This window comes from Mesorhizobium sp. WSM4308 (genome assembly GCF_002294905.1).
GTDB lineage: Bacteria > Pseudomonadota > Alphaproteobacteria > Rhizobiales > Rhizobiaceae > Mesorhizobium.
The window spans coordinates 84,795-110,791 of the sequence record NZ_NSFW01000012.1; the positions used below are offsets into that span (position 1 = coordinate 84,795).

21 protein-coding genes are annotated in these 25,997 nt (G+C 63.9%); 2 read left to right on the forward strand and 19 right to left on the reverse strand.

What is annotated here, in order from left to right; translation table 11 throughout:
* Positions 1–23: 23 nt before the first annotated feature.
* Both pepN and CK227_RS22195 read left to right on the forward strand, forming a co-directional pair.
* On the forward strand, positions 24–2,666 hold the full coding sequence (pepN, locus tag CK227_RS22190; RefSeq protein ID WP_095770752.1) for an aminopeptidase N: 2,643 nt from the start codon (positions 24–26) through the stop codon (positions 2,664–2,666).
* Positions 2,667–2,863: 197 nt separating this feature from the next.
* The gene (locus CK227_RS22195) at positions 2,864–5,185 is read left to right on the forward strand and encodes a PAS domain-containing sensor histidine kinase (protein ID WP_095770753.1); all 2,322 of its coding nucleotides are present in this window, start codon (positions 2,864–2,866) and stop codon (positions 5,183–5,185) included.
* Between the two features lie 45 nt (positions 5,186–5,230).
* Here the strand turns inward: CK227_RS22195 and CK227_RS22200 are convergent, their stop codons facing one another.
* From CK227_RS22200 to CK227_RS22290, 19 genes are all read right to left on the reverse strand, one after another.
* Positions 5,231–5,701, reverse strand: coding sequence for a hypothetical protein (locus CK227_RS22200; RefSeq protein ID WP_095770944.1), 471 nt, complete (start codon positions 5,699–5,701; stop codon positions 5,231–5,233).
* A gap of 139 nt (positions 5,702–5,840) precedes the next feature.
* Complete coding sequence (locus CK227_RS22205) at positions 5,841–8,801, reverse strand: bifunctional [glutamine synthetase] adenylyltransferase/[glutamine synthetase]-adenylyl-L-tyrosine phosphorylase (protein WP_095770754.1); 2,961 nt, start codon at positions 8,799–8,801, stop codon at positions 5,841–5,843.
* Complete coding sequence (locus CK227_RS22210) at positions 8,801–10,282, reverse strand: HAMP domain-containing sensor histidine kinase (protein WP_095770755.1); 1,482 nt, start codon at positions 10,280–10,282, stop codon at positions 8,801–8,803. The genes CK227_RS22205 and CK227_RS22210 overlap by 1 nt, the downstream gene beginning before the upstream one ends.
* A 131-nt stretch (positions 10,283–10,413) precedes the next feature.
* The gene (locus CK227_RS22215; protein ID WP_027046649.1) at positions 10,414–11,088 is read right to left on the reverse strand and encodes a response regulator transcription factor; all 675 of its coding nucleotides are present in this window, start codon (positions 11,086–11,088) and stop codon (positions 10,414–10,416) included.
* Between the two features lie 355 nt (positions 11,089–11,443).
* Positions 11,444–12,994: a Do family serine endopeptidase gene (locus tag CK227_RS22220; protein WP_095770757.1), complete on the reverse strand. Its 1,551-nt coding sequence runs from the start codon at positions 12,992–12,994 to the stop codon at positions 11,444–11,446.
* Between the two features lie 132 nt (positions 12,995–13,126).
* Positions 13,127–13,594 carry a cytochrome c-type biogenesis protein gene (locus CK227_RS22225; protein ID WP_095770758.1) on the reverse strand — a complete coding sequence of 156 codons (468 nt, stop codon included), beginning with the start codon at positions 13,592–13,594 and terminating at the stop codon, positions 13,127–13,129.
* Complete coding sequence (locus tag CK227_RS22230) at positions 13,591–15,582, reverse strand: heme lyase CcmF/NrfE family subunit (RefSeq protein WP_095770759.1); 1,992 nt, start codon at positions 15,580–15,582, stop codon at positions 13,591–13,593. Before CK227_RS22230 ends, CK227_RS22225 begins: the two co-directional genes overlap by 4 nt.
* Before the next feature lie 5 nt (positions 15,583–15,587).
* Entirely contained in the window at positions 15,588–16,031 is a 444-nt protein-coding gene (gene ccmE, locus CK227_RS22235) for a cytochrome c maturation protein CcmE (RefSeq protein WP_010915048.1), read from the reverse strand.
* 7 nt (positions 16,032–16,038) lie between these two features.
* Positions 16,039–17,178, reverse strand: coding sequence for a c-type cytochrome biogenesis protein CcmI (gene ccmI / locus CK227_RS22240; RefSeq protein WP_095770760.1), 1,140 nt, complete (start codon positions 17,176–17,178; stop codon positions 16,039–16,041).
* A gap of 186 nt (positions 17,179–17,364) precedes the next feature.
* Positions 17,365–17,802 carry a hypothetical protein gene (locus tag CK227_RS22245; protein WP_095770945.1) on the reverse strand — a complete coding sequence of 146 codons (438 nt, stop codon included), beginning with the start codon at positions 17,800–17,802 and terminating at the stop codon, positions 17,365–17,367.
* A 208-nt stretch (positions 17,803–18,010) separates the two neighbouring features.
* On the reverse strand, positions 18,011–19,381 hold the full coding sequence (locus CK227_RS22250; RefSeq protein ID WP_179296344.1) for an ATP-binding protein: 1,371 nt from the start codon (positions 19,379–19,381) through the stop codon (positions 18,011–18,013).
* Between the two features lie 40 nt (positions 19,382–19,421).
* A complete protein-coding gene (locus CK227_RS22255) occupies positions 19,422–20,087 on the reverse strand; it encodes a response regulator transcription factor (protein ID WP_019857144.1) in 666 nt (221 codons plus the stop codon).
* Between the two features lie 70 nt (positions 20,088–20,157).
* Positions 20,158–20,457 carry a hypothetical protein gene (locus CK227_RS22260; protein WP_095770762.1) on the reverse strand — a complete coding sequence of 100 codons (300 nt, stop codon included), beginning with the start codon at positions 20,455–20,457 and terminating at the stop codon, positions 20,158–20,160.
* A gap of 173 nt (positions 20,458–20,630) precedes the next feature.
* Entirely contained in the window at positions 20,631–21,038 is a 408-nt protein-coding gene (locus CK227_RS22265; protein ID WP_095770763.1) for a DUF3168 domain-containing protein, read from the reverse strand.
* Between the two features lie 168 nt (positions 21,039–21,206).
* Positions 21,207–21,926: an SDR family NAD(P)-dependent oxidoreductase gene (locus CK227_RS22270; protein WP_245318009.1), complete on the reverse strand. Its 720-nt coding sequence runs from the start codon at positions 21,924–21,926 to the stop codon at positions 21,207–21,209.
* Between the two features lie 102 nt (positions 21,927–22,028).
* Positions 22,029–22,835: an ABC transporter permease gene (locus tag CK227_RS22275; RefSeq protein ID WP_095770765.1), complete on the reverse strand. Its 807-nt coding sequence runs from the start codon at positions 22,833–22,835 to the stop codon at positions 22,029–22,031.
* On the reverse strand, positions 22,835–23,668 hold the full coding sequence (locus CK227_RS22280) for an ABC transporter permease (protein WP_095770766.1): 834 nt from the start codon (positions 23,666–23,668) through the stop codon (positions 22,835–22,837). Before CK227_RS22280 ends, CK227_RS22275 begins: the two co-directional genes overlap by 1 nt.
* A gap of 19 nt (positions 23,669–23,687) precedes the next feature.
* Positions 23,688–24,800, reverse strand: a complete 1,113-nt coding sequence (locus tag CK227_RS22285) for an ABC transporter substrate-binding protein (RefSeq protein ID WP_095770767.1) — start codon at positions 24,798–24,800, stop codon at positions 23,688–23,690.
* A 70-nt stretch (positions 24,801–24,870) separates the two neighbouring features.
* Entirely contained in the window at positions 24,871–25,965 is a 1,095-nt protein-coding gene (locus tag CK227_RS22290; protein WP_095770768.1) for an ABC transporter ATP-binding protein, read from the reverse strand.
* Positions 25,966–25,997 lie beyond the last annotated feature (32 nt).

The following is a 25,997-nucleotide window of genomic DNA, read 5'->3' on the forward strand; positions in this document are numbered from 1 at the left end:
CAATCGACAGGAAAAACAACGGAATGCGCACGGACACCGGCCAGGTCTTCAAGCTCGAAGACTATCGCCCCAACGATTATCTCATTCCGCGGACCAACCTCACCTTCCGCCTTTCGCCCGAGGCCACGATCGTCACCGCGACACTGACTGTCGAGCGTCGCGACGGCGTAGCCGCGGCGGCGCCATTGGTGCTCGACGGCGACGGGCTGACGCTCAAGCGCGTCGAGATCGACGGCAAGAAGGCAAAACCGGCGGACCTGCTGGTGACACCTGACCAGCTCACCATTCTCAAGCCGCCCGCGCGCCGCTTCCAACTGCTGATCGAGACCGAACTGGCCCCGGCGGGCAACGAGGCCCTGATGGGTCTCTATCGCTCGAACAATGTCTATTGCACGCAATGCGAGGCCGAGGGCTTCCGCCGCATCACCTATTTCCTCGATCGCCCGGACATCCTGTCCGTCTACACCGTGCGGATCGAGGCGCTGCGCGACGAGGCGCCGCTGCTCCTGTCCAATGGCAATCCGGGGGACAAAGGCAATATCGGGGACGGCTGGCACTATGCCGTCTGGCATGACCCCTTCCCCAAGCCATCCTACCTGTTCGCGCTGGTGGCCGGCAATCTCGGTCGGGTCGCCGACAGTTTCGTCACAATGTCCGGCCGCAAGGTCGAACTCGGCATCTATGTCGAGCGCGGCAAGGAGAAGCTGGCCGGCTACGCCATGGACGCGCTGAAGCGGTCGATGCGATGGGACGAGGAGGCGTTTGGCCGCGAATACGACCTCGACGTCTTCAACATCGTCGCCGTGTCCGACTTCAACATGGGCGCGATGGAGAACAAGGGCCTCAACATCTTCAACGACAAATATGTGCTGGCCGACGAGGAGACGGCGACGGACGCCGATTTCGCCAATATCGAGGCGATCATCGCGCATGAGTATTTCCACAATTGGACAGGCAACAGAATCACTTGCCGCGACTGGTTCCAGCTTTGCCTGAAGGAAGGCCTGACTGTGTTCCGCGACCATGAATTCTCCGCCGACCAACGCTCGCGCGCGGTCAAGCGCATTGCCGAGGTGCGCACGCTGCGCGCCCACCAGTTTCCCGAGGACCAGGGTCCGCTGGCGCATCCGGTGCGGCCGCGCCGCTACCGCGAGATCAACAATTTCTACACGGCGACGGTCTACGAAAAGGGCTCCGAAGTGGTGCGCATGATCCGCACCATCCTGGGGGCAGATGCCTTCCGCGCCGGCATGGACCTCTATTTCGAACGGCATGACGGCGAAGCGGCGACCATCGAGGATTTCATCAAAGTGTTCGAGGATGCCTCGGGCCGCGACCTGTCGCAGTTCGCGCTCTGGTATCATCAGGCTGGCACGCCCAATCTGACGGTCAGTTCGACGCACAATCAGTCTGCGCAGGAATTCACGCTCGAAATCGAGCAGTCGGTGCCGCCGACACCCTCCGAAAGCCGCAAGCGGCTGATGCATATTCCGCTCGCCTTCGGGCTGATCGGCGCCGGCGGCAAGCCTGTCGCTTATAGCGGCGTCGAGGGCGCCAGCGTCGAGGACGGCGTCATCCATCTGCGCAAGCGCCGCCATATGGTGCGCTTTTCGGGTGTGATTGAGCGTCCGGCGGTGTCGCTCAACCGCGGCTTTTCGGCGCCGGTGACGCTGTCGGTTGAGCAGAAGGCCGACGACCAGTTCTTCCTTGCCCGCCATGACAGCGATGCCTTCTCGCGCTGGCAAGCCTTCAACACGCTGCTCACCGATGCGCTGATCGCTGCCTTCCGCGAGTTCCTTGGCGGCAGGCAGCCGGTCTTCGCCACACGGCTGACCGAACTCGCCGGCAGCATCGCCGGCGACGAGACGCTGGAGCCTGCCTACCGGGCGCTTGCGCTGGCACTGCCGGGCGATGCCGACATCGCCCGCGACATCGGCAAGAACATCGACCCCGATGCCATTCATGCAGCCCGGCAGGGCTTTGCGCTGGCGATCGCCACGACCAATGCCGAGGCGTTTTCCAGCCTCTACCACAGGCTCGCCGATAAGGCGGCCTTCAGTCCCGACGCGGCGAGCGCAGGACGACGCGCCCTGCGCAACATTTTGCTGGACTATCTCTCGCTGCTGCAAGGCGGAGCGGCGTTGGCGGCCAGGCATTTCCAGTCCGCGACCAACATGACCGACCGCGCGGCCGCCCTTGCCGTGCTCGCGCATCGCCACCATGCTTCGCCGGAGGCAAACAAGGCGCTGGCGGCTTTTGAAAAGACCTATGCGTCCGACCCGCTGGTCATGGACAAATGGTTCCAGATCCAGGCCAGCGTGCCAGGGCCGCAGGCTGTGGACACGGTCCGCGCGCTAACCGCCCATCCTGCCTTCTCGATGGCCAATCCGAACCGGGTGCGTTCGCTGATCGGCACATTCTCCAGCGCCAACCAGACCGGCTTCCACCGCGCCGACGGCAAGGGTTATAGGTTCTTCGCGCAGACGGTGCTCGAGGTCGAGAAGCGCAATCCGCAAGTGGCGGCAAGGCTGGCGACGGCATTGCGGTCGTGGCGTTCGCTCGAACCGGGCCGGCAGGCCAAGGCCAGGGAAGCGCTGCTTTCGATCGCCAATGCCGAAAACCTGTCGGCGGACCTGCGCGATATTGTCGAGCGTACGCTGGCCTAAACGCGCCTTACCTTCTCCCGTGTGGGAGAAGGTACAGCCGCCGCACCTCCAGACGCGCATTATTTTAGTCGATTTTTAATCTTTTTTCGCCGGGCCACTGGACAAGGCGAATCACGTTTGATTCTTTACTGACGATTCGGAAGTGCGGCGTTTGCCGGATCACAAAGCAGCATAGGCAAATTCGGGGAGTGCCATTTATGGCAAAGGCGGACGCGTGGGGCGCGCCCGGTGGGATGGTTTTTGCGCGTCGCGAGGCGCGCAGCGACGGCCTTGCCGGGAATACGCGGCTCATTGCCGAACCGGCCTACAAGCGGCTTCTGGCCGCCGAACCGCTGCTGCGCCGGTCGATACCGGCCCTGATCATCATCTTCCTGCTCGTCATCGCGGCGCTGCGCGTGCTGTCGCTCATGAATGAGCGTGACGATGTCGAACGCGACGCCAAGGCGATCCTGACGCTGGCGGCGGGTCAACTGGCCAGTTCGTTGGCCACCACCTCGGACACCGTGCCCGGCGCCGTCCAGGACCTGCTGGAGACCACCAGCCGCCAGGGCGCGATGGGCCGCAGCCATGTGCTCGTCATCACCGACAGCGCCTTCAGGATCACCGCGGTGACGCCGCGCTCGATGCCCTGGCAAGGCCATTCGCTCGACGGCCTCGTCCAGGGCGGCCAGCCGCTGTTCATGTTCGGCGACCGCGCCGGCGTCATGGAGGTCAACATCGGCGGCCGGGACTGGTACGCCGCGGTCAGCGTGGCCAGGGATCGGAAGGGAGCCGCGGCGGCGCTGGTGCCGCAGGAGGCAGTGTTCGACACGTGGCGCAAGACTGTCTCGCTCAACGTCACCCTGTTCGTGCTGACGGCGGGCGTGCTGATCATCATCCTCTACGCCTATTTCGGACAGGCGGCGCGCGCCCAGGCCGCCGACCGCATCTACCTCGAGGCGCATCAGCGCATCGATATGGCGCTGGTGCGCGGCCGCTGCGGCCTGTGGGACTGGGATATGGTGCGCGGCAAGATGTACTGGTCGCGTTCCATGTACGATATGCTGGGCTACGAGCCCTGCGATACGATGCTGTCCTTCGGCGAGGTCGACGAGATCATCCATCCCGAAGACGGCGACCTGTTCGAGCTCGCCAACAGAATTGTCGCCCGCGAAATCGACCACATCGACCAGGTGTTCCGGATGCGGCATGCCGATGGCCAATGGGTGTGGATGCGTGCTCGCGCGCAGGTCATGGATCCGGAGGCGCCGGAAATCCAGCTGATCGGCATCGCCGTCGACGTCACCGAGCAGCGCCATCTGGCGCTGCGGTCCGAGGCTGCCGACCTTCGCCTCAGGACGGCGATCGAGAACATCAACGAATCCTTCGTGCTGTGGGATTCGGCGCAGCGGCTGATCATGTGCAACTCCAAATACCAGCAGGACAACGGGCTGTCGGATCGCGACGTGATGCCGGGTATGACACGCGCTTCGCTGGAAGGGCGGATGCTGGCCTTTGCGTCCGAACGCCGGCTTGCCAACACCAATGGTCCGCAAGGCGGCGCCACTTTCGAGCGGCAGCTGTCCGACGGCCGCTGGCTGCAGGTCAATGAACTCAAGACAAGGGATGGTGGCATCGTCTCGGTCGGCTCCGACATCACCCAGATCAAGCTGCACCAGGAGAAGCTGGTCGACAGCGAGCGCCGGCTGATGGCGACGATCCATGATCTCAGCCTCGCGCGGCGGGCCGAAGAGGAACGGTCGCGCGAACTGGTCGATCTCAATCGCAAATACATGAAGGAAACCGAGCGCGCCGAGGCGGCGAACCGGGCCAAATCCGAATTCCTGGCCAACATGTCGCATGAACTGCGCACGCCATTGAACGCCATCATCGGCTTTTCCGAGCTGATGGAACAGGGGTTGTTCGGCCCGCTGGGCTCGTCGCGCTACGAGGAGTACGCCACGGATATCAACAGCAGCGGCAAATACCTGCTCGGCGTCATCAACGATATTCTCGACATGTCCAAGATCGAGGCCGGCCAATTCTCGCTGGACCAGGAGCAGATCGACCTCGGTCCGCTGATCAGCGAGACGGTGCGCGTCGTCTCGCTGCAGGCCGCGCAAAAGGCGATCACCGTGGAAACGCGCATCGCCGACGCGCTGAGTCTGTTCGCCGATCGCCGGGCGATCAAGCAGATCGTCATCAACCTCCTGTCCAATGCGGTGAAGTTCACCGGCCAGGGCGGCCATATATCGGTCAGGGCCCGCAACACGTCCGGCGCGCTGGTGCTGACCATTGAGGACAATGGCTGCGGCATCCCGAAAGAGGCGCTGGGCAAGCTCGGCCGACCCTTCGAACAGGTTCAGAACCAGTTCTCCAAGAACCATGCCGGATCAGGCCTCGGCCTTGCCATCTCACGCTCGCTGGCCGAGCTCCAGGGCGGCGCGCTGAAGATCCGTTCGACCGAAGGTGTCGGCACGATCGTGTCGGTGCGCATTCCGGTGAAGAAGGCGCCGCCGGCGGTCAAGGCGGCCGCTTGAGCGGCAGGCCCCGAGCGATATCGCCGGAGCCTGGATCAAACAATCTTATTGGACGCTGTCGTCATCATCCGGTTGGCGGTGATGGCCAAAGCGATGGCCCTTCGGCAGTTCGCTCTTCTCGATCTTGCCGTCATTGTTCTTGTCGAGCATGGCGAACACCTTCTTCTCGCGACCGGTGATGTCATCCGTGGTCAGCGTGCCGTCGCCCTTGGTGTCATAGCGGGCGATGATGCGCCTGGCCATCCGCTCGAAGCGCGCCTTCTCCAGTGCGTCGGCGAGTTGGGCGACGGTCAGCTTGCCGCCATTGTCGGCAACGAGCTTCTTCAGCCGCGCGTTCATGGCGTCGGAAAACTGGTCGAAGGTGATGGCGCCGTCTGACGCGGTCATTGCCTTGTCGAGGCGGGCCATCATGCCGTCGCGCATTTTCGCGCTGGCATTGTTTTCGGCATAGGCGGTGGTGCCGACGGCGCCGGCAAGTGCTGCGAAGGCAAGGGCAAGCTTGGTTGACTTTCTCATGGTCTTCTCCTGTTGCATCGTCACCCCCGATGCGAGAGCGGCGGATCTTCGATCCTGTTGCCGCTCTATCTCTTTGTTCGAGGATCGGATTTTCCCAAAACCGGCTTCCACTTTTGGGTCCGATGCTTCGACAGCTGTTTCATGGTCGTCCGGCACGAAGCAAAAGATCAAAGTCCTTCCTGACCTTTTGCGACGTCTCCTTGAGATGTGCTTCCAGTACACCGAAATCCGGCAGGTCGGTGACCGCCAGAAGTAAATCCGAAAGCCCAGGCGGAACGTCGTCGCGCTCGAACGGGCCGGTGAGGCACAGCCGGGTCATCTGGGTCAGCGCCAGATAGAGTGCGAAGGCGGCACCAAGCTCCTGCCTGACGTCGGCACCAGCGAAGCCAGGCGCGAGGCGGGACAAAATCTCGGCCGTACCGGTGACACGCGGCCCGGCCTCGGCCTGCCCGGTGATGACAGCCACCTGGGCGATGAACTCAAGGTCGATCAGCCCGCCGGGGATCAGCTTGATGTCCCAGAGATCGCGCGGCGGCTTTTCCTTCTCGACCATGGCGCGCATGTCCGAAGCCTCGGTCTTGACCTTTGCCGCGTCGCGCGGCTGGCCAAGCACGGCTGCGACTTCCGCTTCGACCTCGGCGCACAGGCCGGCATCGCCGCCAATGGCGCGCGCCCGCGACAGCGCCATGTGTTCCCAGGTCCAGGCCTCCTGGCGCTGGTATTTCTTGAAGGCATCGATGTGGGTGGCCACCGGCCCCTTGTTGCCGGACGGCCTAAGCCGCAGGTCGAGTTCGTAGAGCACTCCCTCCGCCGTCGGCGCCGATACGGCCGAGATCAGCCGCTGCGTCATGCGGGTGTAGTAGTGGGAAGGCGCCAGCGGCTTGTCGCCGTCGGAGTCTTCGGCGTCCGCGTCATGGTCGTAAAGCAGGATGAGATCGACGTCCGACCCCGCGGTCAATTCGCGGCTGCCGAGCTTGCCCATGCCGAGCAGCGAAACCACGCCGCCGGCGATCATGCCGTGGCGCGCCGCGAATTCGGCGGTCACGGCTTGCAGCGCCGCCTCGATGGTGAGATCGGCGAGATCGGAAAAGGCGCGGCCGGCGCGGGCCGGATCGATCGAACCGGCAAGCAGCCGCACGCCGATCAGAAACTTTTGCTCAGAGGCAAAGATGCGCAGCCGGTCGAGCACCTCCTCATAGGCCCTGTCGCCTTCCAGGAAGGCGGAAAGCCGTGCCGAGAGATAGGCGCGGTCGGGGAGTTCAGTCAGCAAGGCCGGGTCGAGCAGGCCGTCGAAAACATGCGGCCGGCGCGTGATGATCGCCGCCAGCCGGGGCGCGGCGCCCATGATCGTCGCCATCAGCTTGAGCAGCGCCGGGTTGGACTGCAGCAGCGAGAACAGCTGGATGCCGGCAGGCAGGCCAGCAAGGAATTCGTCGAAACGGATCAAGGCTTCGTCCGCCCGGCGCGTCTGGCCGAAGGCCTTGAGCAGCGCCGGCGTCAACTCCGTCAGCCGCTCACGCGCCTCCGCCGACTGGGTGACGCGATAGCGGCCGAAATGCCAGCCGCGGATGACGCGGCAGATGTCGCTCGGCCGCTGGAAGCCGAGGCCGTGCAAGGTCTGCAGCGTGTTGGGGTCATCGACATCGCCGGTGAAGACCAGATTGCCGATGCCCGCCGAAAGCTCCGGGGCCGTTTCGAACAGCGCTGCATAATGGCGCTCGACCTGCTGCAGCGAGGCGCGGAATGCCAGGGAAAGCGCCGCCGCATCGGCAAAGCCAAGCATGCGGGCGATCCGCTCCAGCCCTTCATCGTCTTCCGGCAGCGTGTGCGTCTGCTCGTCCGCCACCATCTGAACGGCATGCTCGACGCGGCGCAGGAACCAATATTGGCGGGCGAGTGCGTCACGCGCATCGGCGGTGATCCAGCCGCGCGCGGCGAGCTGGCCGAGCATCGGCACGGTCTCGCGGCCGCGCAGTTCGGGGAAGCGGCCGCCGGCGATGAGCTGCTGGGTCTGGACGAAGAACTCGATTTCGCGGATGCCGCCACGGCCGAGCTTGACGTTGTGGCCCTTCACGGCGATCTCGCCATGGCCCTTGTGGGCGTGGATCTGGCGCTTGATCGAATGGACGTCGGCAATCGCCGCGTAGTCCATGTATTTTCGCCAGATATAGGGCTGCAATTCCTTGAGAAAGGCGGCGCCCGCGGCGAGATCGCCGGCCACCGGACGCGCCTTGATCATCGCCGCGCGTTCCCAGTTCTGGCCGCGCGCTTCGTAATAGCGCAGAGCCGCTTCAACCGGGATCGCCAGCGGCGTCGAACCGGGATCGGGACGCAGCCGGAGATCGGTGCGGAAGACATAGCCGTGCTCGGTGCGGTCCTGCAGGATGCGCACCAAACGGCGCGTCAGCCGCGAGAACAGCTCCGTGGCGTCGAGGGGGTCGACCACGGCGGGCGCATCCGGATCGAAGAAGACGACAAGATCGATGTCGGAGGAGAAATTCAGCTCATGCGCGCCAAGCTTGCCCATGCCGAGCAGGATCCAGCCCGATTGCAGCGACGGGTTGTCGAGATCCCGCAGTTTGAGCTTGCCCTGGCCATGCGAGTCGCGCAGCAGGAAGTCGACGGCCGCACGCGTGCAGGCATCGGCAAGATCGCTCAGCCGCCGCACGGTCAGCGACGTTTCCGCTTCACCGGCGAGATCGGCCAGCGCGATCAGGAAATGTGCCTCGGCCTTGCACTGGCGCAGCTCCATCATCACGCTGGATTCGGAGACCGTGTCGGCCAACGGCGCCTGTTCGATCGCGGCGGTGATCGCCTCCAGGCGCGCCTCGACCGGTTGTTCGAAAAGAGCATCCAGGATACGAGGCCTGCGGCGCGCCGTGTCGCGCAAAAACGGCGAGAGGTCGAAGACGGCGGCCAGGAAATCCTGCCCCTCCCCCTTGCCGGCCAGGAATTTGGCCAGCCGCGTCAACTCTTCTTCGCGTGCCGCCGCGGCGATTTCGGCCAGTTCCCGCCGCGACCGGCCTTCGTCGAGAGGGGCGAGCCCAACCACCGGCTTCAATAACCAGTCCGTGACCGTCCGTTTCGCAACCGCAGCCATCAGTGATCCTCCCGTGCGGGGAAACTCATGACCACGGATAGTCCCGGATTGCCAGGCAGGAGATCAAGCCGCCCATAGTGGAAAGTCATGACTGCCTTGGCGAGGCTGAGGCCAAGGCCGGAGCCCGGCTGAGAACGGCTTTTCTCCAGTCGAACGAAACGTTCGGTCGCCCGGGCCCGGTCGGCATCGTCCGGAATGCCCTGGCCGTTGTCGGCGACACAAAGCCTGATCTCGCCATGGGTCCGCTCGAGCGTCACGCGAACGGCCGGCTTGGACGTGGAGTCCGTCGAATATTTGATCGCGTTGTCGACGATGTTGGACAGCGCCTGGCCGATCAGCTCGCGGTTGCCGTCGACGAGAAAAGCACCATTCACTTCGGCTTGGAGCGAAACGCCGGCCTCTTCCGCCACCGGGTCGTAGAGCTCGGCGACATCACGCACGGCCGCCGCCAGATCGACGCGGTTGGTGTGCTCTGACGAATATCCAGCCTCGAGCCTGGAGATCATCAGGATGGCGTTGAAGGTCTTTATGAGCTGGTCGGACTCGGCGATGGTGCCTTCCAGTGCCTGGCGGTAATCGACGGGCTTGTGCTTGCCCGAAAGTGTCGCTTCGGCGCGGTTGCGCAGCCGGGTCAGCGGCGTCTTCAGATCATGCGCGATGTTGTCGGAAACCTGCTTCAGGCCTTCGTTGAGCGTGGCGATCCTGGCCAGCATGGAGTTGAGATTTTCCGAAAGCCGGTCGAATTCGTCGCCGGCTCCGGTCACCGGCAGCCGGCCCGAGAGATCGCCGCCCATGATGCGGCGGCTGGCCTCCGACACGCTGTCGATGCGCTTCAGCGCGGCGCGGCCGACAAAGAACCAGATTAGCAGTCCGCCGAGCCCCATCATGCCGAGCGCCAGCGTCAGCGCACGGCGGATGACGGCACGAAAGCGCTCCGGTTCGCCAAGATCGCGGCCGACCAGCATGATCATCTGGTTGGGCAGCCGCAGCACCAGCGCAATGGCGTTGTGGCCTTGCTCGCCTTCGGATTGCCGTGCCGCGTTGTCGCCAGTTGCAGGAGCTGTCGTCTGGTCGGACGTTCCGCTGCGCAGGCGGTCAAGCTCGCCTTCTCCGAAGCGCTTGTAGGAGAACGGCTCTGTCGTCCAGCCCTCCGTGTCGATCACCCCCGGTTCGAGGCTCTGCACGTTGCCGGTCAGGATCTGGCCGTTGGCATCGGCGATAAGATAGAGGTTGGCACCGGGCTGGCGGGAGCGGTTTTCGACCACGCGCACCAGCACGGGCAGGCCGCCGCGCTGATAGGCGCGGGCGAGGCCCAGCACTTCGTCGTTGATGGTCTCCTGCGTCTGCGCCGTCAGCATGCGCGCCGACAGCGAGGTCATATAGAAGACAAGCAGCACGGCGCAGAGCGCAAAGAGCAGAAGGTAGAGCGCCGAAAGTCGCGCTGCCGTCGTCTTCATGATGGCCGGCACGGAAAGAGCCATGCTGTCGCCTAGATCAGCGTGACGATTGGTCGAATCGTCATGCTGATCCAGCTCTTTGTTGGAGCATGATCTCTGGACAAACGGAAACCGTTTGTCCGAGAACACCGGTTCCCACTTTTCGGGATCATGCTCTAGCCGCCCTTCAACATGTAGCCCGCGCCGCGAACCGTATGCAGGATCGGCTTGTCGAAGCCCTTTTCGATCTTGCCGCGCAACCGCGAGACGTGGACGTCGATGACATTGGTCTGCGGGTCGAAATGATAATCCCAGACATTTTCAAGCAGCATGGTGCGCGTCACCACCTGGCCGGCATGGCGCATCAGATATTCGAGCAAGCGGAACTCGCGCGGCTGCAGGGTGATCTCGCGCGCCGCCCGGCGCACCGAATGCGACAGCCTGTCGAGTTCAAGGTCGCCAACCCGGTAGACGGTTTCGGCTTCCTTGGCACTAGCACGGCGGTTCAACACCTCGACGCGAGCCAGAAGTTCGGAAAACGCATAGGGCTTGGTCAGATAGTCGTCGCCGCCGGCGCGCAGGCCGGTGACCCGGTCATCCACCTCGCCCAGCGCCGACAGGATCAGCACGGGCGTGGTGTTGCCCCGTGAGCGAAGACCGGCAATCACAGACAAACCGTCGCGGCGCGGCATCATCCGGTCGATGACCATCACATCATAGTCGCCGGCATCCGCAAGCGCGAAACCGGTCTCGCCGTCACCAGCGACATGAGCGGTATGACCAGCCTCGGTGAAGGCTTTCTGCAGATAATCGGCAGCCTCGCGATCGTCTTCTATGACGAGAATCTTCATGGGGCCGTTATACGCGATTTCGCTGGAAGGTTGAGTAGCCGGCATCTGCATTTTAGCCTTTGCCAAAGCGCGCCGCGATCAAGATGATCGAGGTCTCGCGCGATAAAATCTTGTTCTCTGGTTGTCTTCATCCCGAACATGCCTGCTTCGGGGCATGATCGGGCAAATCATCACATTCTCACGGCCCATGCCCGAGGCAGCGTTTTCGGGCGGCTTTCAAAATGTGCGGCAGCGGGCGATGGGAGGCCCGCTGCCGCTGGAGGAGAGCACGATGACTGACTAACGTACCCGGCTCCATGCTTTCCCATGCGGCGACTCGGGGGTGTTTGACACCGCCGCACCGGAAAAGTCGTTGTCAGCCCTTGGCGACGGGCAGCGCGACGAAACGGTTGTTGTTGTCGCGGGTGACCTGCATCAGCACCGCCTTGCGGCCGGACTTCACCGCGTCGGTCATCGCCTTGGTGACATCCTCGGTGCCATTCACTTCGTTCGAATTGACCGCGGTGATGATGTCTCCCGGCTGGATGCCGCGGTCGGCCGCGGCGCTGTCGGGATCGACATCGGTCACCACAAGGCCCTTGCCGTTTTCGGACTTGGTGACGGTGAGGCCGAGATCGGCCAGCGTATCAGGCTTTGCCGGAGCCGCGGGCTGCTGCTGCTGGTCGTTCGAGGCCTGCTTGTCGCTCGCCGGCAGCTTGCCGAGATCGACCTTGATCGCCTGGCTCTTGCCGTCGCGCCAGACGGTGACATCAACCGACTTGCCGGGCGAATAGGCGCCGATCAGGCGGGCGAGTTCCTTCGGCGAGGCAACATCCTTGCCGTCGACCTGGGTGATGACGTCGCCAGCCGTGATGCCGGCTCTCTTGCCGGGGCCATCGTCCTGGGCGCTCGACACCAACGCACCATTGTTGGACTTCAGCCCGAGCGATTCGGCGATGTCGGAGGTGACCGGCTGGATTTCGACGCCGAGCCAGCCGCGCTGCACCGCGCCGCTCTTCATCAGGTCCTCGACAACCTGCTTGGCGGTCGAGGCAGGGATGTCGAAGGCGATGCCGACACTGCCGCCCGAGGGCGAGAAGATCGCCGTGTTGATGCCTACGACCTGGCCATTGAGGTTGAAGGTCGGGCCACCCGAATTGCCGCGGTTGACCGAGGCGTCGATCTGCAGGAAATCGTCGTAGGGGCCGGCGCCGATATCACGGCCGCGCGCCGACACGATGCCGGCGGTGACGGTGCCGCCGAGGCCGAACGGATTGCCGACGGCAACGACCCAGTCGCCGACGCGGACCTTGGAATCATCGGCGAAGTCGACATAGGTGAACTTGCCACCGCCTTCGACCTTGAGGACGGCGAGATCGGTGCGCGGGTCGGTGCCGACCAGCTTGGCGTCGAGTTCCTTGCCGTCATTGGTCACCACGGTGAAGGCGGTGCCTTCTTCGACGACGTGGTTGTTGGTGACGAGGTAGCCGTCCTCGGAAATGAAGAAGCCGGAGCCCTGCGCCACCGGGCGCGGCTGGTCATTGCCGCGGTCGCGGTGACCGAAGCGGCGATGGCCTTCGTCATCCTGGCCGCCCTGGTCGCCAAAGCCGCGGAATTCCTTGAAGAAGCGGCGCAGTTGCGGATTGTTGGGCAGATTGTCGAAGCCGTCCTGGCCATCGGAGCCATCATCGGCGGTCGGCTGGATCTTGGCCTTCACCTTGACGCTGACCACGGCGGGCGAAACGCGCTCGACGACATCGGCGAAACCCTGCACCTGCGGCGCCTCGACGCGTACGGCATCGGCCAGAACGGGGCTGGTTCCGCTGGTCAGCGCGCCAACGCCGATCACGCCGGCAACGGCGACGGAAGCGGCGGCAGCCAGGAGACGCTTGCGGGTGCGGGAATATGAATTGGGGGCAATATTCATGGGGTCTCGTATCCTCTTTCAAAGGGACGCGCCTTGATCGGCATCCTCAGGCAAGGAGAATTAGAGCGACGCACATTACCGCGCCATTTCCGACACATGAAACTTTGGTAATGTTGGCGGCGACGGCAGCCGTCAGTCGCGGTGCAGGATAGCGTCCAATGCCGCCTGCTCGTCGGCCGACAGGGTCTTTGTTGCCAGGGTCCGGCGCGAGCGCGCGGTCAGCACGATGAACACGCCTCCGACCAGCAGCAACAGCACAGGCGTGCCCCAAAGCAGCGCGTTGCGCAGGTCGAAGCGCGGCCTCAGCAGCACGAATTCGCCGTAGCGCGAAACCACATAGTCCATGACCTGCTGGTCGGTATCGCCGGCGACGAGGCGCTGGCGCACCAGGATGCGCAGGTCGCGGGCAAGGTCGGCGTCGGATTCGTCGATCGACTGGTTCTGGCAGACCATGCAGCGCAGGCCTTCCGACAGCGCCCGCGCCCGCGCCTCGAGCGCCGGATCGGCCAGCATCTCGTCAGGCTTCACCGCCAGTGCCGTGCCGGCAAAGCCGAGCGCCAGCATCAGGACGAGCAACGCGGCGGAGAACCTGGCCTTCATGGCAGGACCGCGGGCGCCTCTGCGCTCGCCTGCTTGCGCCGACGCGACGGCGCGCCGACACGCAGACGCCTGTCCATCAGCGACATGGCCGCACCCGCCATCATCACCAGACCGCCGCCCCAGATCAGTGTCACCAGCGGTTTCCACCACAAGCGCACCACGACCGAGCCGTCCTTGGCTTCGTCGCCAAGCGAGATGTAGAGTTGGGAAAGACCAAGGGTCTTGATGCCGGACTCCGTCGTCGTCGTCTGCCGCACTGGATAGAAACGCTTGGCGGAACTGATTTCGCCGACAGGACTGCCGCTGACACCGATCAGCTCGAAGCGGCCACGGTCCTCGCTGTAGTTTGGCCCCTGCGCCGGATAGAGCCCGACGAAACGCAGCGTATGGCCAGACAATTCCACCGTCTCGCCGGCGCGCATGGTGAGGATCTTCTCGGTACCGAAAGAGAGCGTGGCGACGATGCCGAGCAAGGTCAGGCCAAGGCCGAGATGGGCCAGGGCCGTGCCGAAGACCGAGCGCGGCAGTCCGGCGAAGCGCCTGAGCATGACGGAAGGCGCGACCGATCCGACGCCGGACTTGACGGCAAGGTCGGTCAGCGCACCGGCGACCAGCCAGACAGCCAGGCCGATACCGAGGGCCGCGAACACCGACGCGCCGTCGATAAACAGGCCGGTGACAAGCATTGCCGCCAGCGCCGTGGCAAAGGCCGCCATCAGGCGCTGCGACGCGGCGATGACGTCGCCGCGCTTCCAGGCCAGCAGCGGGCCGAACGGCACGAGGACCAGAAGCGGCAGCATCAACGGGCCGAAGGTCAGGTCGAAGAACGGCGCCCCGACCGAGATCTTGTCGCCGGTGAGCGCCTCCAGCGCCAGCGGATAGAGCGTGCCGACGAGCACCGTGGCGGTCGCCGTGGTCAGGAACAGATTGTTGAGAACGAGCGCACCTTCGCGCGAGATTGGATGGAACAGGCCGCCGGCCGTCAGTCGCGAGGCGCGCAGCGCAAACAGCGCCAGCGAGCCGCCGATGAACAGCGTCAGGATGCACAGGATGAAGACGCCCCGCGCCGGGTCGGTGGCGAAGGCATGCACCGAGGTGAGCACGCCCGAGCGGACCAGGAAGGTGCCGAGCAGCGACAGCGAAAAGGTGAGGATGGCGAGCAGCAGCGTCCAGATCTTCAGCGCCGAGCGCTTTTCCATGACGATCGCCGAATGCAGCAGCGCGGTGCCCGCCAGCCACGGCATGAAGGAGGCGTTCTCGACCGGATCCCAGAACCAGAAGCCACCCCAGCCGAGTTCGTAATAGGCCCAGTACGACCCCATGGCGATGCCGCCAGTCAGAAACATCCAGGCGACCAGCGTCCATGGCCGCACCCAGCGCGCCCAGGAGGCGTCGATGCGCCCCTCGATAAGGGCGGCGACCGAGAAGGAAAAACAGATCGAGAAGCCGACATAGCCGAGATAGAGCAGCGGCGGATGAATGGCGAGGCCGAGATCCTGCAGGACCGGATTGAGGTCGCGGCCCTCGATCGGCGCCGGGTTGAGCCGGATGAAAGGATTGGACGTCGCCAGGATGAACAGAAAGAAGGCAGCGCCGATGGCGCCCTGCACGGCCAGCACATTGGCGCGCAGGGTCGCCGGCAGATTGGAGCCGAAAGCGGCGACAAGCGCGCCAAAGAAGGTCAGGATCAGCACCCAGAGCAGCATCGAGCCTTCGTGATTGCCCCAGGTTCCGGTGATCTTGTAGATCATCGGCTGCAGCGAATGCGAGTTTTCCCAGACGCTCGCCACGGAGAAATCGGAGTTCGCATAGGCGCTCGCCAAAGCGACAAAGGACAGCGCCGTCAAGGCGAAACCAGTCACGGCGACAGGACCGCCGACAGCCATCAGGCGCTGGTTGTCGAGGCGCGCGCCGAACAGCGGCACGATCGTCTGCACCAGCGAAAGCGCGAACGCCAGGACTAGGGCGAAATGTCCAGTTTCAACCATGCCCCTCACTCACTTTTGCTCTCCTGCCAGACACCTTTGGCCTTCAGCCCGTCGGCCACTTCCTTGGGCATGTAGCGCTCATCATGCTTGGCAAGCACGCTGTCGGCAACAAAGACGCCGTCCGGACCGAAACTGCCTTCGGTGATGACGCCCTGCTCCTCGCGAAAGAGGTCGGGCAGGATGCCGGTGTAGGTGACCTTGACCGATTTGTGCGTGTCGGTGACCGAAAAGGCGACCGTCGCGCCCTGCCCGCGCTGGATGGTGCCTTTCTCGACCAAACCGCCGAGCCTGATGCGCTGGCCGGGCTGGACACTCGCCGTGGTGAGGTCGGCCGGCATGTAGAAATAGGAAGCCTTCTGGCCAAGCGCGTAGAAGGTCAGCCCGGTGGCGGCACCCAGGAAGGCCAATCCGCCCACGATGACCGACAATCGCTTCTGCTTGCGTGTCATGACACGTTTACTCCGTCGCCGTCAGGCCGAGCGAGGCGGCAAGGGCGGTGAATTTCTTGGCTTCGTCGCTGCCCGGGCCAAAGACGGCAATGGCGCGACCGAGCGCCTCGCGCGCCTGATCGGCCTTGCCCAGCACGACATAGGAACGAACGAGCCGCATCCATCCTTCCGCGTCGCGCGGATTTTGCCGCAGTTTTTCGTCGAGAGCCGCGACCATGGTGTTGATCATGGCTTCGCGATCCTGCGGCGACATGGAGGATGCGGCGTCGATATCCGCGGCATCGGGGCCCTTCGCGGCCGCACCGGAAGCGACTTCGGGATTGGCGGATTTGGCCAGTGCCTGCTCGACGGCGCTGCGCCATGGCGAATCCGGCGGCAAAGTGCCCAGCATCGCCTGCCAGGCCGTGGTCGCGTCCTTGTTGCGTCCCTCCTGCGCCAAGGCCATGGCCAGGTAGAAGCTGGCTTTTGCGTTGGCGGGATCGAGCTTCAGCGCCGCCTCGAAGGCATCCTGCGCATCGGCGGAGACAATGCCGCCCGCCGCACCGGCAATCGCCTCGCCGAGGCCGGCCTGGCGAACAGCGCTGTCGCCGTCGAGGCGGATGGCATTGCGGTACGCGGCGACCGCGTCGGAGAAGCGCTGCATGCGCAGATAGACCGGGGCCAGCACGTCCCATCCCCTGCCGTCGGACGGGTTGGCGGCAAGATGAGCCTCGGCCCGTGCAACCAATTCGTCGACCGAACTGTCGGCCGGGTTCTTGGCCAGCCGTTGGCTGAGCGGCTGCGCCGGCAAGTCAGGCGAGCCAATCTGGCTGTAAACACCCCAGCTGACCAACGGCACCGCCAGCACGGCCACGGTCGCGACAAGCCGCGCTGTGACCGACGCCTGCCGCGCCGATGCCTTGCCGGCCGTATCGGCATTGTCGAGGCGCAGGATGCGGCGCGCGATTTCAGCGCGCGCCTCGGCTGCTTCGGCCGGCTGGATCAAGCCGCGCCCGGCGTCGCGGTCAAGCTCGGACAACTGGTCGCGATAGACTTCCAGATCGTGATCGCCACTCGATGACGCGCCCTTGGCTCCCGCGGCCAGCGGCAGCAGCACCGCCAGGCTCGCGCCGAGCGTCAGTATCGCGGCTATGACCCAGAACAGCATGGTTCTTCCAATAACGACAGAGCCCTGCCCTGCCAACACAGGCATCCTGCGACGCTTTGACGGTCAGCGCGCCTGACGTCCTTGATCGACATCAACCGGCCGGATTCCAATCGAAGCCGGTTCGGTCTTTGTTTGTGCATGTCGTTGTCCCAAAACCGCTGCGCAGTTTGGGCGACATGCGAGCTGTCAGGTCAGCGGCGTCCAGCTGCCATCGGCATTGCGGCAAGCGGTTCCGCGCGCCGTCACCCCGGCGCCGCCGGTGAACACCGTCTGCGTGTACTGGCGGCAGTCCTGCGAACCGACGCGATAAGGCTGGGCCGGAACCACCTCGCCATAGTGCGAAGCCTGATCGCCCTTCCACGCCACCTTCTGACCGCTCGTCGTATATTCGAGCGCCTTGTATTCAGCCTCGAGCGCGCTGTGCTTCTCGGCGTCGCTGAGGCCATTGCCGATCGAGCCGCCGACGAGGCCGCCGTCCATTGCCGAAATGATCGACTTGGTGACCTTACCGCTTGTCGGAGGCGTCGAGGCGGGTGTCGGCGTCACGGTGGGACCTTTGCCGCTCAAGGTGGTGCAGCCGGAGACGGCCAGCAATGCGGAAACGAGCGCGACGCGAATCTTCATGCCAACAACCGGTTTTCTTGAGTTGGAGCCTGCCATGGATGCGCCGGGGGCCGCGTCATCGGAGAAGTAGGCGTGGCCATAGTATTGATATTTGTCGGAAATTTGGCCGCTGCCGGCAAGTTCGAGAGCAATCGGCGTTGCTCCGGGATCAATCCATATGCCGCCATAACAAACGCCTTCCATCGCTGTCGGTTGGTCCGGGGAAGCGTCACTGAAGGCTCCGCAAGCGCACCACTGCCTTCAATCCACCCAGGCCGGACCGTTCGAGCGCGAGAACGCCTCCATACTCGTTGACGAGGTCGGCGACAATGGCAAGTCCCAGACCTGTTCCCGGTTTTGTCTCGTCCAGGCGCCTTCCACGCTTCAGCGCGTCGCGCGCCTTGTCCTCGGGAATGCCGGGACCGTCGTCGTCGATGCTGATCTCGAAAAGATTGTCGTCCTTGCCGGCCAGGGGGGCCACCGAGACCGAGACCGCGCTTTTTGCCCATTTCATCGCATTTTCGAGAAGATTGCCGAGCAGTTCCTCGAGGTCCTCGCGCTCTCCGGCAAAGACGATCTCGGTGGCCGGCAGGGACAGCGACAGGCTGGTCTGCGGATTGAGCTTCTGCAGGACCCGCACCATGCGCTGCACCAGCGGCGCCACCGGCGTACGGTAGACGACGCTGTCGCGCTGCGCCGCGACGCGGGCGCGCTGCAAATAATGGTCGACCTGCTTCTGCATCGAGGCGGCCTGCTCGGCGATCAATTGTCCCTTGGCGCCGCCAAGCGCCCTGCCTTCGTTGAGCAGCACCGCAAGCGGCGTCTTCAGCGAATGGGCGAGATTGCCGACCTGGGTCCGCGAGCGCTCGACGATGCGTTTGTTGTTTTCGATCAAGGCGTTGGTTTCGTTGGCTAATGGCTCGATCTCGGCAGGAAAGCGGCCGTCGAGCCGCTGCGCGGTGCCTTCGCGCACCATGGCAAGGGCGTTGCGCACCCGGCGCAGCGGCTGCAGTCCGAGCAGGATGGCAATGGCGTTGATGGCGATCATGCCGACGCCGAACAGGCTCAGATAAGTCAGCAGGCGGCGCTGGAAGGTGGCGATTTCCTGTTCGAGTTCGCTCTGGTTGCCCATCACCCGAAAACGCGCGGCGCGGTTCTTGGCATCGAGCACGAATTCGCTCTCGAACACTTCGAGCTGCTCGCCGTCTATGCCTTCGGCCGAATAGCTGCGCTGGAAGCTGGCATTGAAGGGCACCTCGGCGACGCTTGGCGACGGAATTTTGCTCGTCATCGACGACGAATGAAGGTCACCATGCACGCCCTCCGAGGCAGGCTCGACCGACCAGTACCAACCGGAATTCGGCTCGGAGAAGCGGAGGTCGCCAAGGTCCGGGGCGCCGGTAAGCGCACCCGTGTCGGAAATGCCAACGGACCCGATCAGGTTGAACAGATGCGCTGAAAGCAGGCTGTCGAAGCCGCGCTCGCTGGCCTGGCGGTAGAGCGTGGTGATCAGGGTGAAAATGACGACAAGGGTCAGGATCGCCCACACAGTGGAAAAGGCGATCACGCGGAACGTCAGCGAACGCGGCCACAAACGCAGCGAAAGCGGCGCCCTTGCGGTTGGTTTGAGCGGTTCCGAGTTACGCCTCCGGCTCGCGCATGCGGTAGCCCATGCCACGCACGGTTTCGATCATGTCGATGCCCATCTTCTTGCGCAGCCGCCCGACAAAGACCTCGATGGTGTTGGAATCGCGGTCGAAATCCTGGTCGTAGAGATGCTCGACCAGTTCGGTGCGCGAGACCACCTCGCCCATATGGTGCATCAGATAGGCAAGCAGGCGGAATTCGTGTGACGTCAGCTTCAGCGGCACGCCGTCGACATCGGCCTTCGAGGCCTTGGTGTCGAGGCGCAGCGGCCCGCAGGTGAGTTCCGACGAGGCATGGCCGGCGGCGCGGCGGATCAGCGCCCTGAGCCGCGCCAGCACTTCCTCGATGTGGAACGGCTTGGTGACATAGTCGTCGGCGCCGGCATCGATGCCGGAGACCTTGTCGCTCCAGCGGTCGCGCGCCGTCAGGATCAGCACCGGCATCTTGCGGCCACCGCGGCGCCAGCGCTCGACCACGCTGATGCCGTCCATCTGCGGCAGGCCGATATCGAGCACGACGGCGTCGTAGGGTTCGGTGTCGCCGAGGAAATGGCCTTCCTCGCCGTCGAAGGCACGGTCGACGACATAACCGGCGTCGACCAGCGCGTCCGCTATCTGCCGGTTGAGATCCTTGTCATCCTCGACGACGAGTACGCGCATGCGGAGATCGATACCTTTTGAAGGACTTGTTCAGATATAGGCCGATTCCGGCAGCCTGGGAAACGGTGGGTCAGTTCTGCGGAACGACGATTTCGGAACGGCGCGGACGCTGCCCGTCCTTGCCAGGCACCAGCACGACGATGACACAGACCGGCTGGCCACCGCGTGTCGACTGCGAGGCCTTGGCCAACGTCCCGCCATTCTGCTCGGCCACCTGCTGGCCGATCGCGTAGCAGTCGGATGCGGCCAGGACGATCGGGCTGGACTGTTCGGGCGCGATCACCGACATCGCCGTCGCCTGCGACGCAAACAGCCCGGCGGCACAGAGCGCCAGGGTCGCGGTTCGAAAGTGGGAGCGAAGCGTTTTCATGGTCCGCGTTGTAACGCATCGGTGCTGAACGTGAAATGAACGGTGATCGATGCGAAAACCATGCCCGCTACACCCCATGAACGCGAAACGACCGACCGTGATTTCGACGCCCCGACGCGACGAAATCCCGCAGACGCCAGTCTAGACTCCGTTTCGGCCGGATTGGAAGCGTGTCAGGCATTATCCTGCGTCAGCGCGCGAAACCGCAGCAGCCCGTGATGCACGAGGAGTTCCTCGTCGTACCGGGCCTCGGTGAATTCAAGCGACAGCCGCGTCTTGCCGCGCCGGCCGACCACCAGTGCGGCGTTGGCAAGGCGGGCCTTGATGGCGGCCATGATGGCAAGGGTTTCGTCGTCACCATGGGCTTTCGACCAGACATGCAGCGTAATCAACTGATCGTCGTCGTTCTCGGCGCCGGTGTCCCAGTCGAAGGCGGTGGTCTGACCAAAAGTCACGTAGGGAAAAGCGGCATTTTCCGTCGCCCGTTCGAGCAGCCCGGCGCCACCAAGCAGCGCAGACAGTGCCTTATCGCTTTTGAGCCTTAGAAAAAGTGCCTGCAGCAAATCGCCGGGCGCGGTCATTTATCGTCCCCCTCGCCTGTCATGCCTTGTGCAAGCGTTTCGTCATACTGGCAAATTCACGCGAGGCGTACCCGCTCGTCAAGCCTGCGCCATATCGCACGATTCGCCCCGGCGCGATGATGAACGCCGATGATCTCGAAAATAAGACTTTGATTTCCGCAATCTCTGTCAGTATCGAGCTCGGCCGCCCGACATATCGAAAACAGCGCCGGTGTTGAACACACAGGCATCCGAGCAAAGCCACACCACGAGCGCCGCTACCTCGTTCGGATCGCCGAGCCGCTTCAGCGGACTTGCCGATATCATCGCATCGACGGTCTCATTGCCGAGGTTCCGGATAAGGCGCGTATCGATCGGACCCGGGGCGATGCAGTTCACGCGAATATCGGTATCGCTGACCTCTCGCGACAGTGCTTTGGTAAAAGCGATGACACCGGCACTGGCCGCGGAATAGGCCGCAAGGCTCGGCAGTCCCTCTTTCCCGGCAAGGGATCCCATGTTGACGATACGACCCTTGCCCGCTTGTCGCATAAGCGGGAGCACGCAATGCGTTACCTCGAACGTACCAAGAAGGTTGACCTGCAGGATTCTCTGCCATTCCGCCGGTTCGAATTCCTCGAACGGCTTATAGCCACCCAGCCACCCCGCATTGTTGACGAGAATGTCGACCCCGACTTCACCCATGATGGTCAGCGCTTGGATGATGCTCTCGCGTTTCGTCACGTCCACTGAAAGAGAGCGTGTGCCTTCAAGCTCGACGGGCTCAATATCCCAGATCCAGACGTCCGCTCCACTCAAAGTGAGCTTGTGGGCTATCGCTCGGCCGATACCACGGGCGCCGCCTGTGACGATTGCTGTTCGGCCCGCAAAATCATACGTCACCGACATCATCACCTCCCATGAAACGCCAGTGCTTTGTATTTTTAGCGCCGCATCGTGAATGAAGTCGAGGAGACGAGCCAGGCTCGGCTGCGCCTCAGTGCGGTTTGTCTAGTGCCCTGCACTCTGCCTGGTCATCACACTGCGCACCGCCAGCACCAGCACCGTGATGATGATCAGGATCACCGAGAGGGCGGCGATCGCCGGGTCGATATTGTCGCGCAGGCCCATCCACATCAGGCGGGGCAGCGTGATGGCGTTGACCGAGGTGATGAACAGGGTGACGCCGATTTCTTCCCATGACAGCACGAAGGACAAAAGCGCTGCTGTGATGATGCCGAACTTGATGTTGGGCATGATGATGCGGGTGGCGCGCTCCCAGACAGTTGCGCCAAGGCCGCGCGCGGCAAGGTCGATGCGGCGGTCGAGCTGGCTGAGCGAGACCAGGATCAGCACCGTGGCGAAAGGCACCGTCATGACCGAATGGGCCATGGCGACGCCGAGCCAGGTGTCGTAGCCGAAGAACGAGCTGAAGCCGGAGATCGAGGTCAGCAGGAAGTAAAGCGTGATCGCCGAGACCACCGGCGGCACAACCATCGGCAACAGCACGAAACCGACCAGTGCTGCGGTAAAGCGCGGTTGGAACATCCAGACACCGAGGCTGAAGCAAAGCGCCAGCACCGTGGAAATCGCGCTGCTGACGATACCGATGCGGATCGACAACAGGATCGACTGGAGCCAGCGAGGATCCTCGATCAGCGAGCGATAGTGGCGCAGCGACAGTTCGCCTGTCGGCATCGCCAGCATGCGGCTCGGCGTCAGCGACACCGGGATGACCGCAAGCAGCGGCATCAGCAGGAACAGCGCCACAAGGGCGGCGAGGATCAGCGAGACGGGTCCGGGGCGGTAGGTCGGCATCAGATCAACTGCTTCGGTCTGACGTAGCGGAACAGCAACCCCATCAGCGCGCCGACGAACACCACCAGCACGACGCTGATCGCAGCTCCCAGCCCCCAGTCCGGGCTCTGGAAGATCCTGAGATAGATCAGTTCGGCGATCATCACGCTGCGGCCGCCGCCAAGGATCGCCGGCGTGACGAAGAAGCCGAGCGAGAAGACGAACACGATCAGCGCCGAACCGATGATGCCGGAGCGTGTCATCGGCACGAACACCGTCCAGAATGTGCGCGTGCGGCTGGAGCCAAGCCCACGCGCCGCAAGCAGCACGCGGTCGTCGAGACTGCGCATGGCGGACGCCAGCGGAAAGACCGCGAAAGGAATGAGGAAATGCGTCATGCCGACGACGACGCCGAACTCATTGCGCACCAGGGTCAGCGGTTCGGAAATGAAACCGATCGACTGCAGCCAGGTGTTGATCAGGCCGCGATTGGACAAAAGCGCCACCCAGCCGAAGGCGCGCGTCAGCACAGAGATCCAGAACGGGACCAGGATGCAGAATTCGGCGATGAGACGCTGCGCCGGGCTGCCGCGCACCCAGACGACTGTGATGGCGTAGGCGGCGGCGACCGACACAACCGTGACGATCGCCGCGATGCGCAGCGTGCGGATGAACACCGACTGCACCAGATCGTCGGTAAGCAAGGCATCATACTGGCCAAGCCCCGGCGTCGGCAGGGTAAAGCTCCACTTCACCACGCCGAGAAATGGCCAGGCATAGGCCAGGACGAGGAACAGGAGCAGCGGCGCCATCAACAGCGCCGCGCCAATCCTGTCGGAGAGAACGCCTCTCATCTCAGATCATCGCTGCCGATCAGGCGGAGATGATCTTGGTGTATTCGTCGAGCGCCGCGCCGTAGTTCTTGGCGTACCAGTCCATGTCGAGCGCGATCTGCTTCTTCATGTTTTCGGGATCGACAGGGTTGATGCGCTTCTTGTCGGCGGGGATCAGCGCGTCGGCCGCCGGATTGGCCGGACCCTGGCCGAGCTTGTCGAACATGACGAGCTGCTTTTGCGGATCCTGCGCGCTGGCGATGAACTTCATCGCCGCGTCCTTGCCGCCGGGATTGTTCTTGAGCACGGCCAGCGCACCGGGCGAGATCAGGCCCTGGTCCCAGATGAACTTGATCTTGCCGCCGGAATCCTGCTCGATCAGCGACGCGCGGGTTGACCAGACGATGGCCATCGAAGCTTCGCCGTTGAGCAGCACGCTCTGGCTCTCGGCGCCGCCACCCCAGTAGGCGACGACGTTTTCCTTGAAGGCGGCGATCTTGTCATGCGCCCGCTTGAGGTCGAGCGGGTAGAGCGAAGCCGGCGCGATGCCGTCGGCCAAAAGCGCCGCTTCCCAGCTCGACACGCCCCATTTGTAGAGCGAGCGCTTGCCGGGGAACTTCTTCACGTCGAAGAAATCGGCCATGCCGGTCGGGGCGTCCTTGCCGTATTTCTCGGAATCATAGGCGATGACGTAGGAGAAGAAATAGGTCGAGGCGGCATATTCCCAGCCGAAGCCGGGGCGCATCTTCTTCTTGTCGACAATGTTGTAGTCGATCGGCTCGAGCGCACCCTGGGCGCCGAGGGTGATTGCCGAGAACGGATCGACGTCGACCAGGTCCCAGGTCGGCGCGCCGCTCTTGAACTGCGCCGAAATGGCGCCTTCGGTCGGGCCCGAGCCGTCCATCTTGACGGTGATGCCGGTGTCCTTGGTGAAAGCCTGACCATAGGCCGCATCATAGGCGGTGATGGCGTCGCCACCCCAATTGACCAGCACCAGTTCCTTGGCCGCGGCAAAGGCTCCGGTCGAGCGCAGCAGCATCGGCGTGCCGGCAAGCACGAGGGCTGCCAGCTGCGTGAACTGGCGGCGCGAGATCTCGCCGCGTCTGGTCCTTTCGGACAGCGTCTCGATGGCGTGTTTCTTGGTGTCGTTCATGTCAGTTCCCCTTTGTTTTTCGTTGATTTCAGTCCGGAAGCCGGTGCGGCGGATCAGGCCGCGCCGGTGCTCATTGTCCTCCGTCCGGAAGGAGGAAACCCTTTTCCGCCGGCCAGGTCAGCCAGACGGAATTGCCTTTGCTCAGTGCCGCAGCGGCAACCTCGTTCGGCACCGAGACGGTCACCTTCGCGCCTTGGCGCGTGGTCAGATCGAGCTTTGTGGCGGCGCCCAGATAAGTCGAGGCAATGGCGGTCGCCGCGATGCCGTTTTCGCCGGCGGCCGCTTCGCGCGCGATCGACATATGCTCGGGCCGGATCGCCAGGATGGCGTCGCCACGGACCTTCTCGGCCTTGCAGTGCATATTGACCGCGCGGTCTTCGCAAAGGCCCGTCGAGCCATTGTCGGCAGGCTTGACCCCCTTCAGCGGCAGCATGTTGATCTCGCCAAGGAATTCGGCGACGAAGCGGTTGTCCGGCCGGTCGTAGACCTCATTCGGCGCCCCGACCTGCAGCAATTTGCCGTGGTTGAAGATGGCGACGCGGGAAGACAGCGCCAGCGCCTCGCTCTGGTCGTGGGTGACGAAGACGAAAGTGGTGCCGGTTTCCTGGTGCAGGCGCTTCATCTCGGCCTGCATCTGGCCGCGCAGGCTCTTGTCCAGCGCCGAGAACGGCTCGTCGAGCAGAAGCACCCCCGGCTCGAACACCAGTGCGCGCGCGAGCGCCACGCGTTGCTGCTGGCCACCGGAGAGCTGCGAGGGCAGTTTCTTCTCATGGCCGATCAGGCCGACGCGCTCGATCATCTCGCCGACGCGCTTCTTGATGTCTGCGGCCGATTTCTTGCGCACTTTGAGCGGGAAGGCGATGTTGGCCTCGACGCTCATATGCGGGAACAGCGCATAGCCCTGGAACACCATGCCGGCGGCGCGCTGCTCGGCCGGGCGGTCGGTGATGTCGGTGCCGTCGCTGAAAAGCTTGCCGTCTGTCGGCTGCACGAAGCCGGCCAGGATCATCAGGAAGGTGGTCTTGCCCGAACCGGAAGGGCCGAGCAGCGTCAGGAATTCGCCGCGGCCGATATTGAGCGACAGATTGTCCAACGCACGGAACGAGCCGAAGCTCTTGCCGATTCCAATTGCCTTGATCTCTGCGGCCCGGCCGGGTTGCTGCATCCTGCCTCTTCCTCAGTCCCAGGTGAAATCGT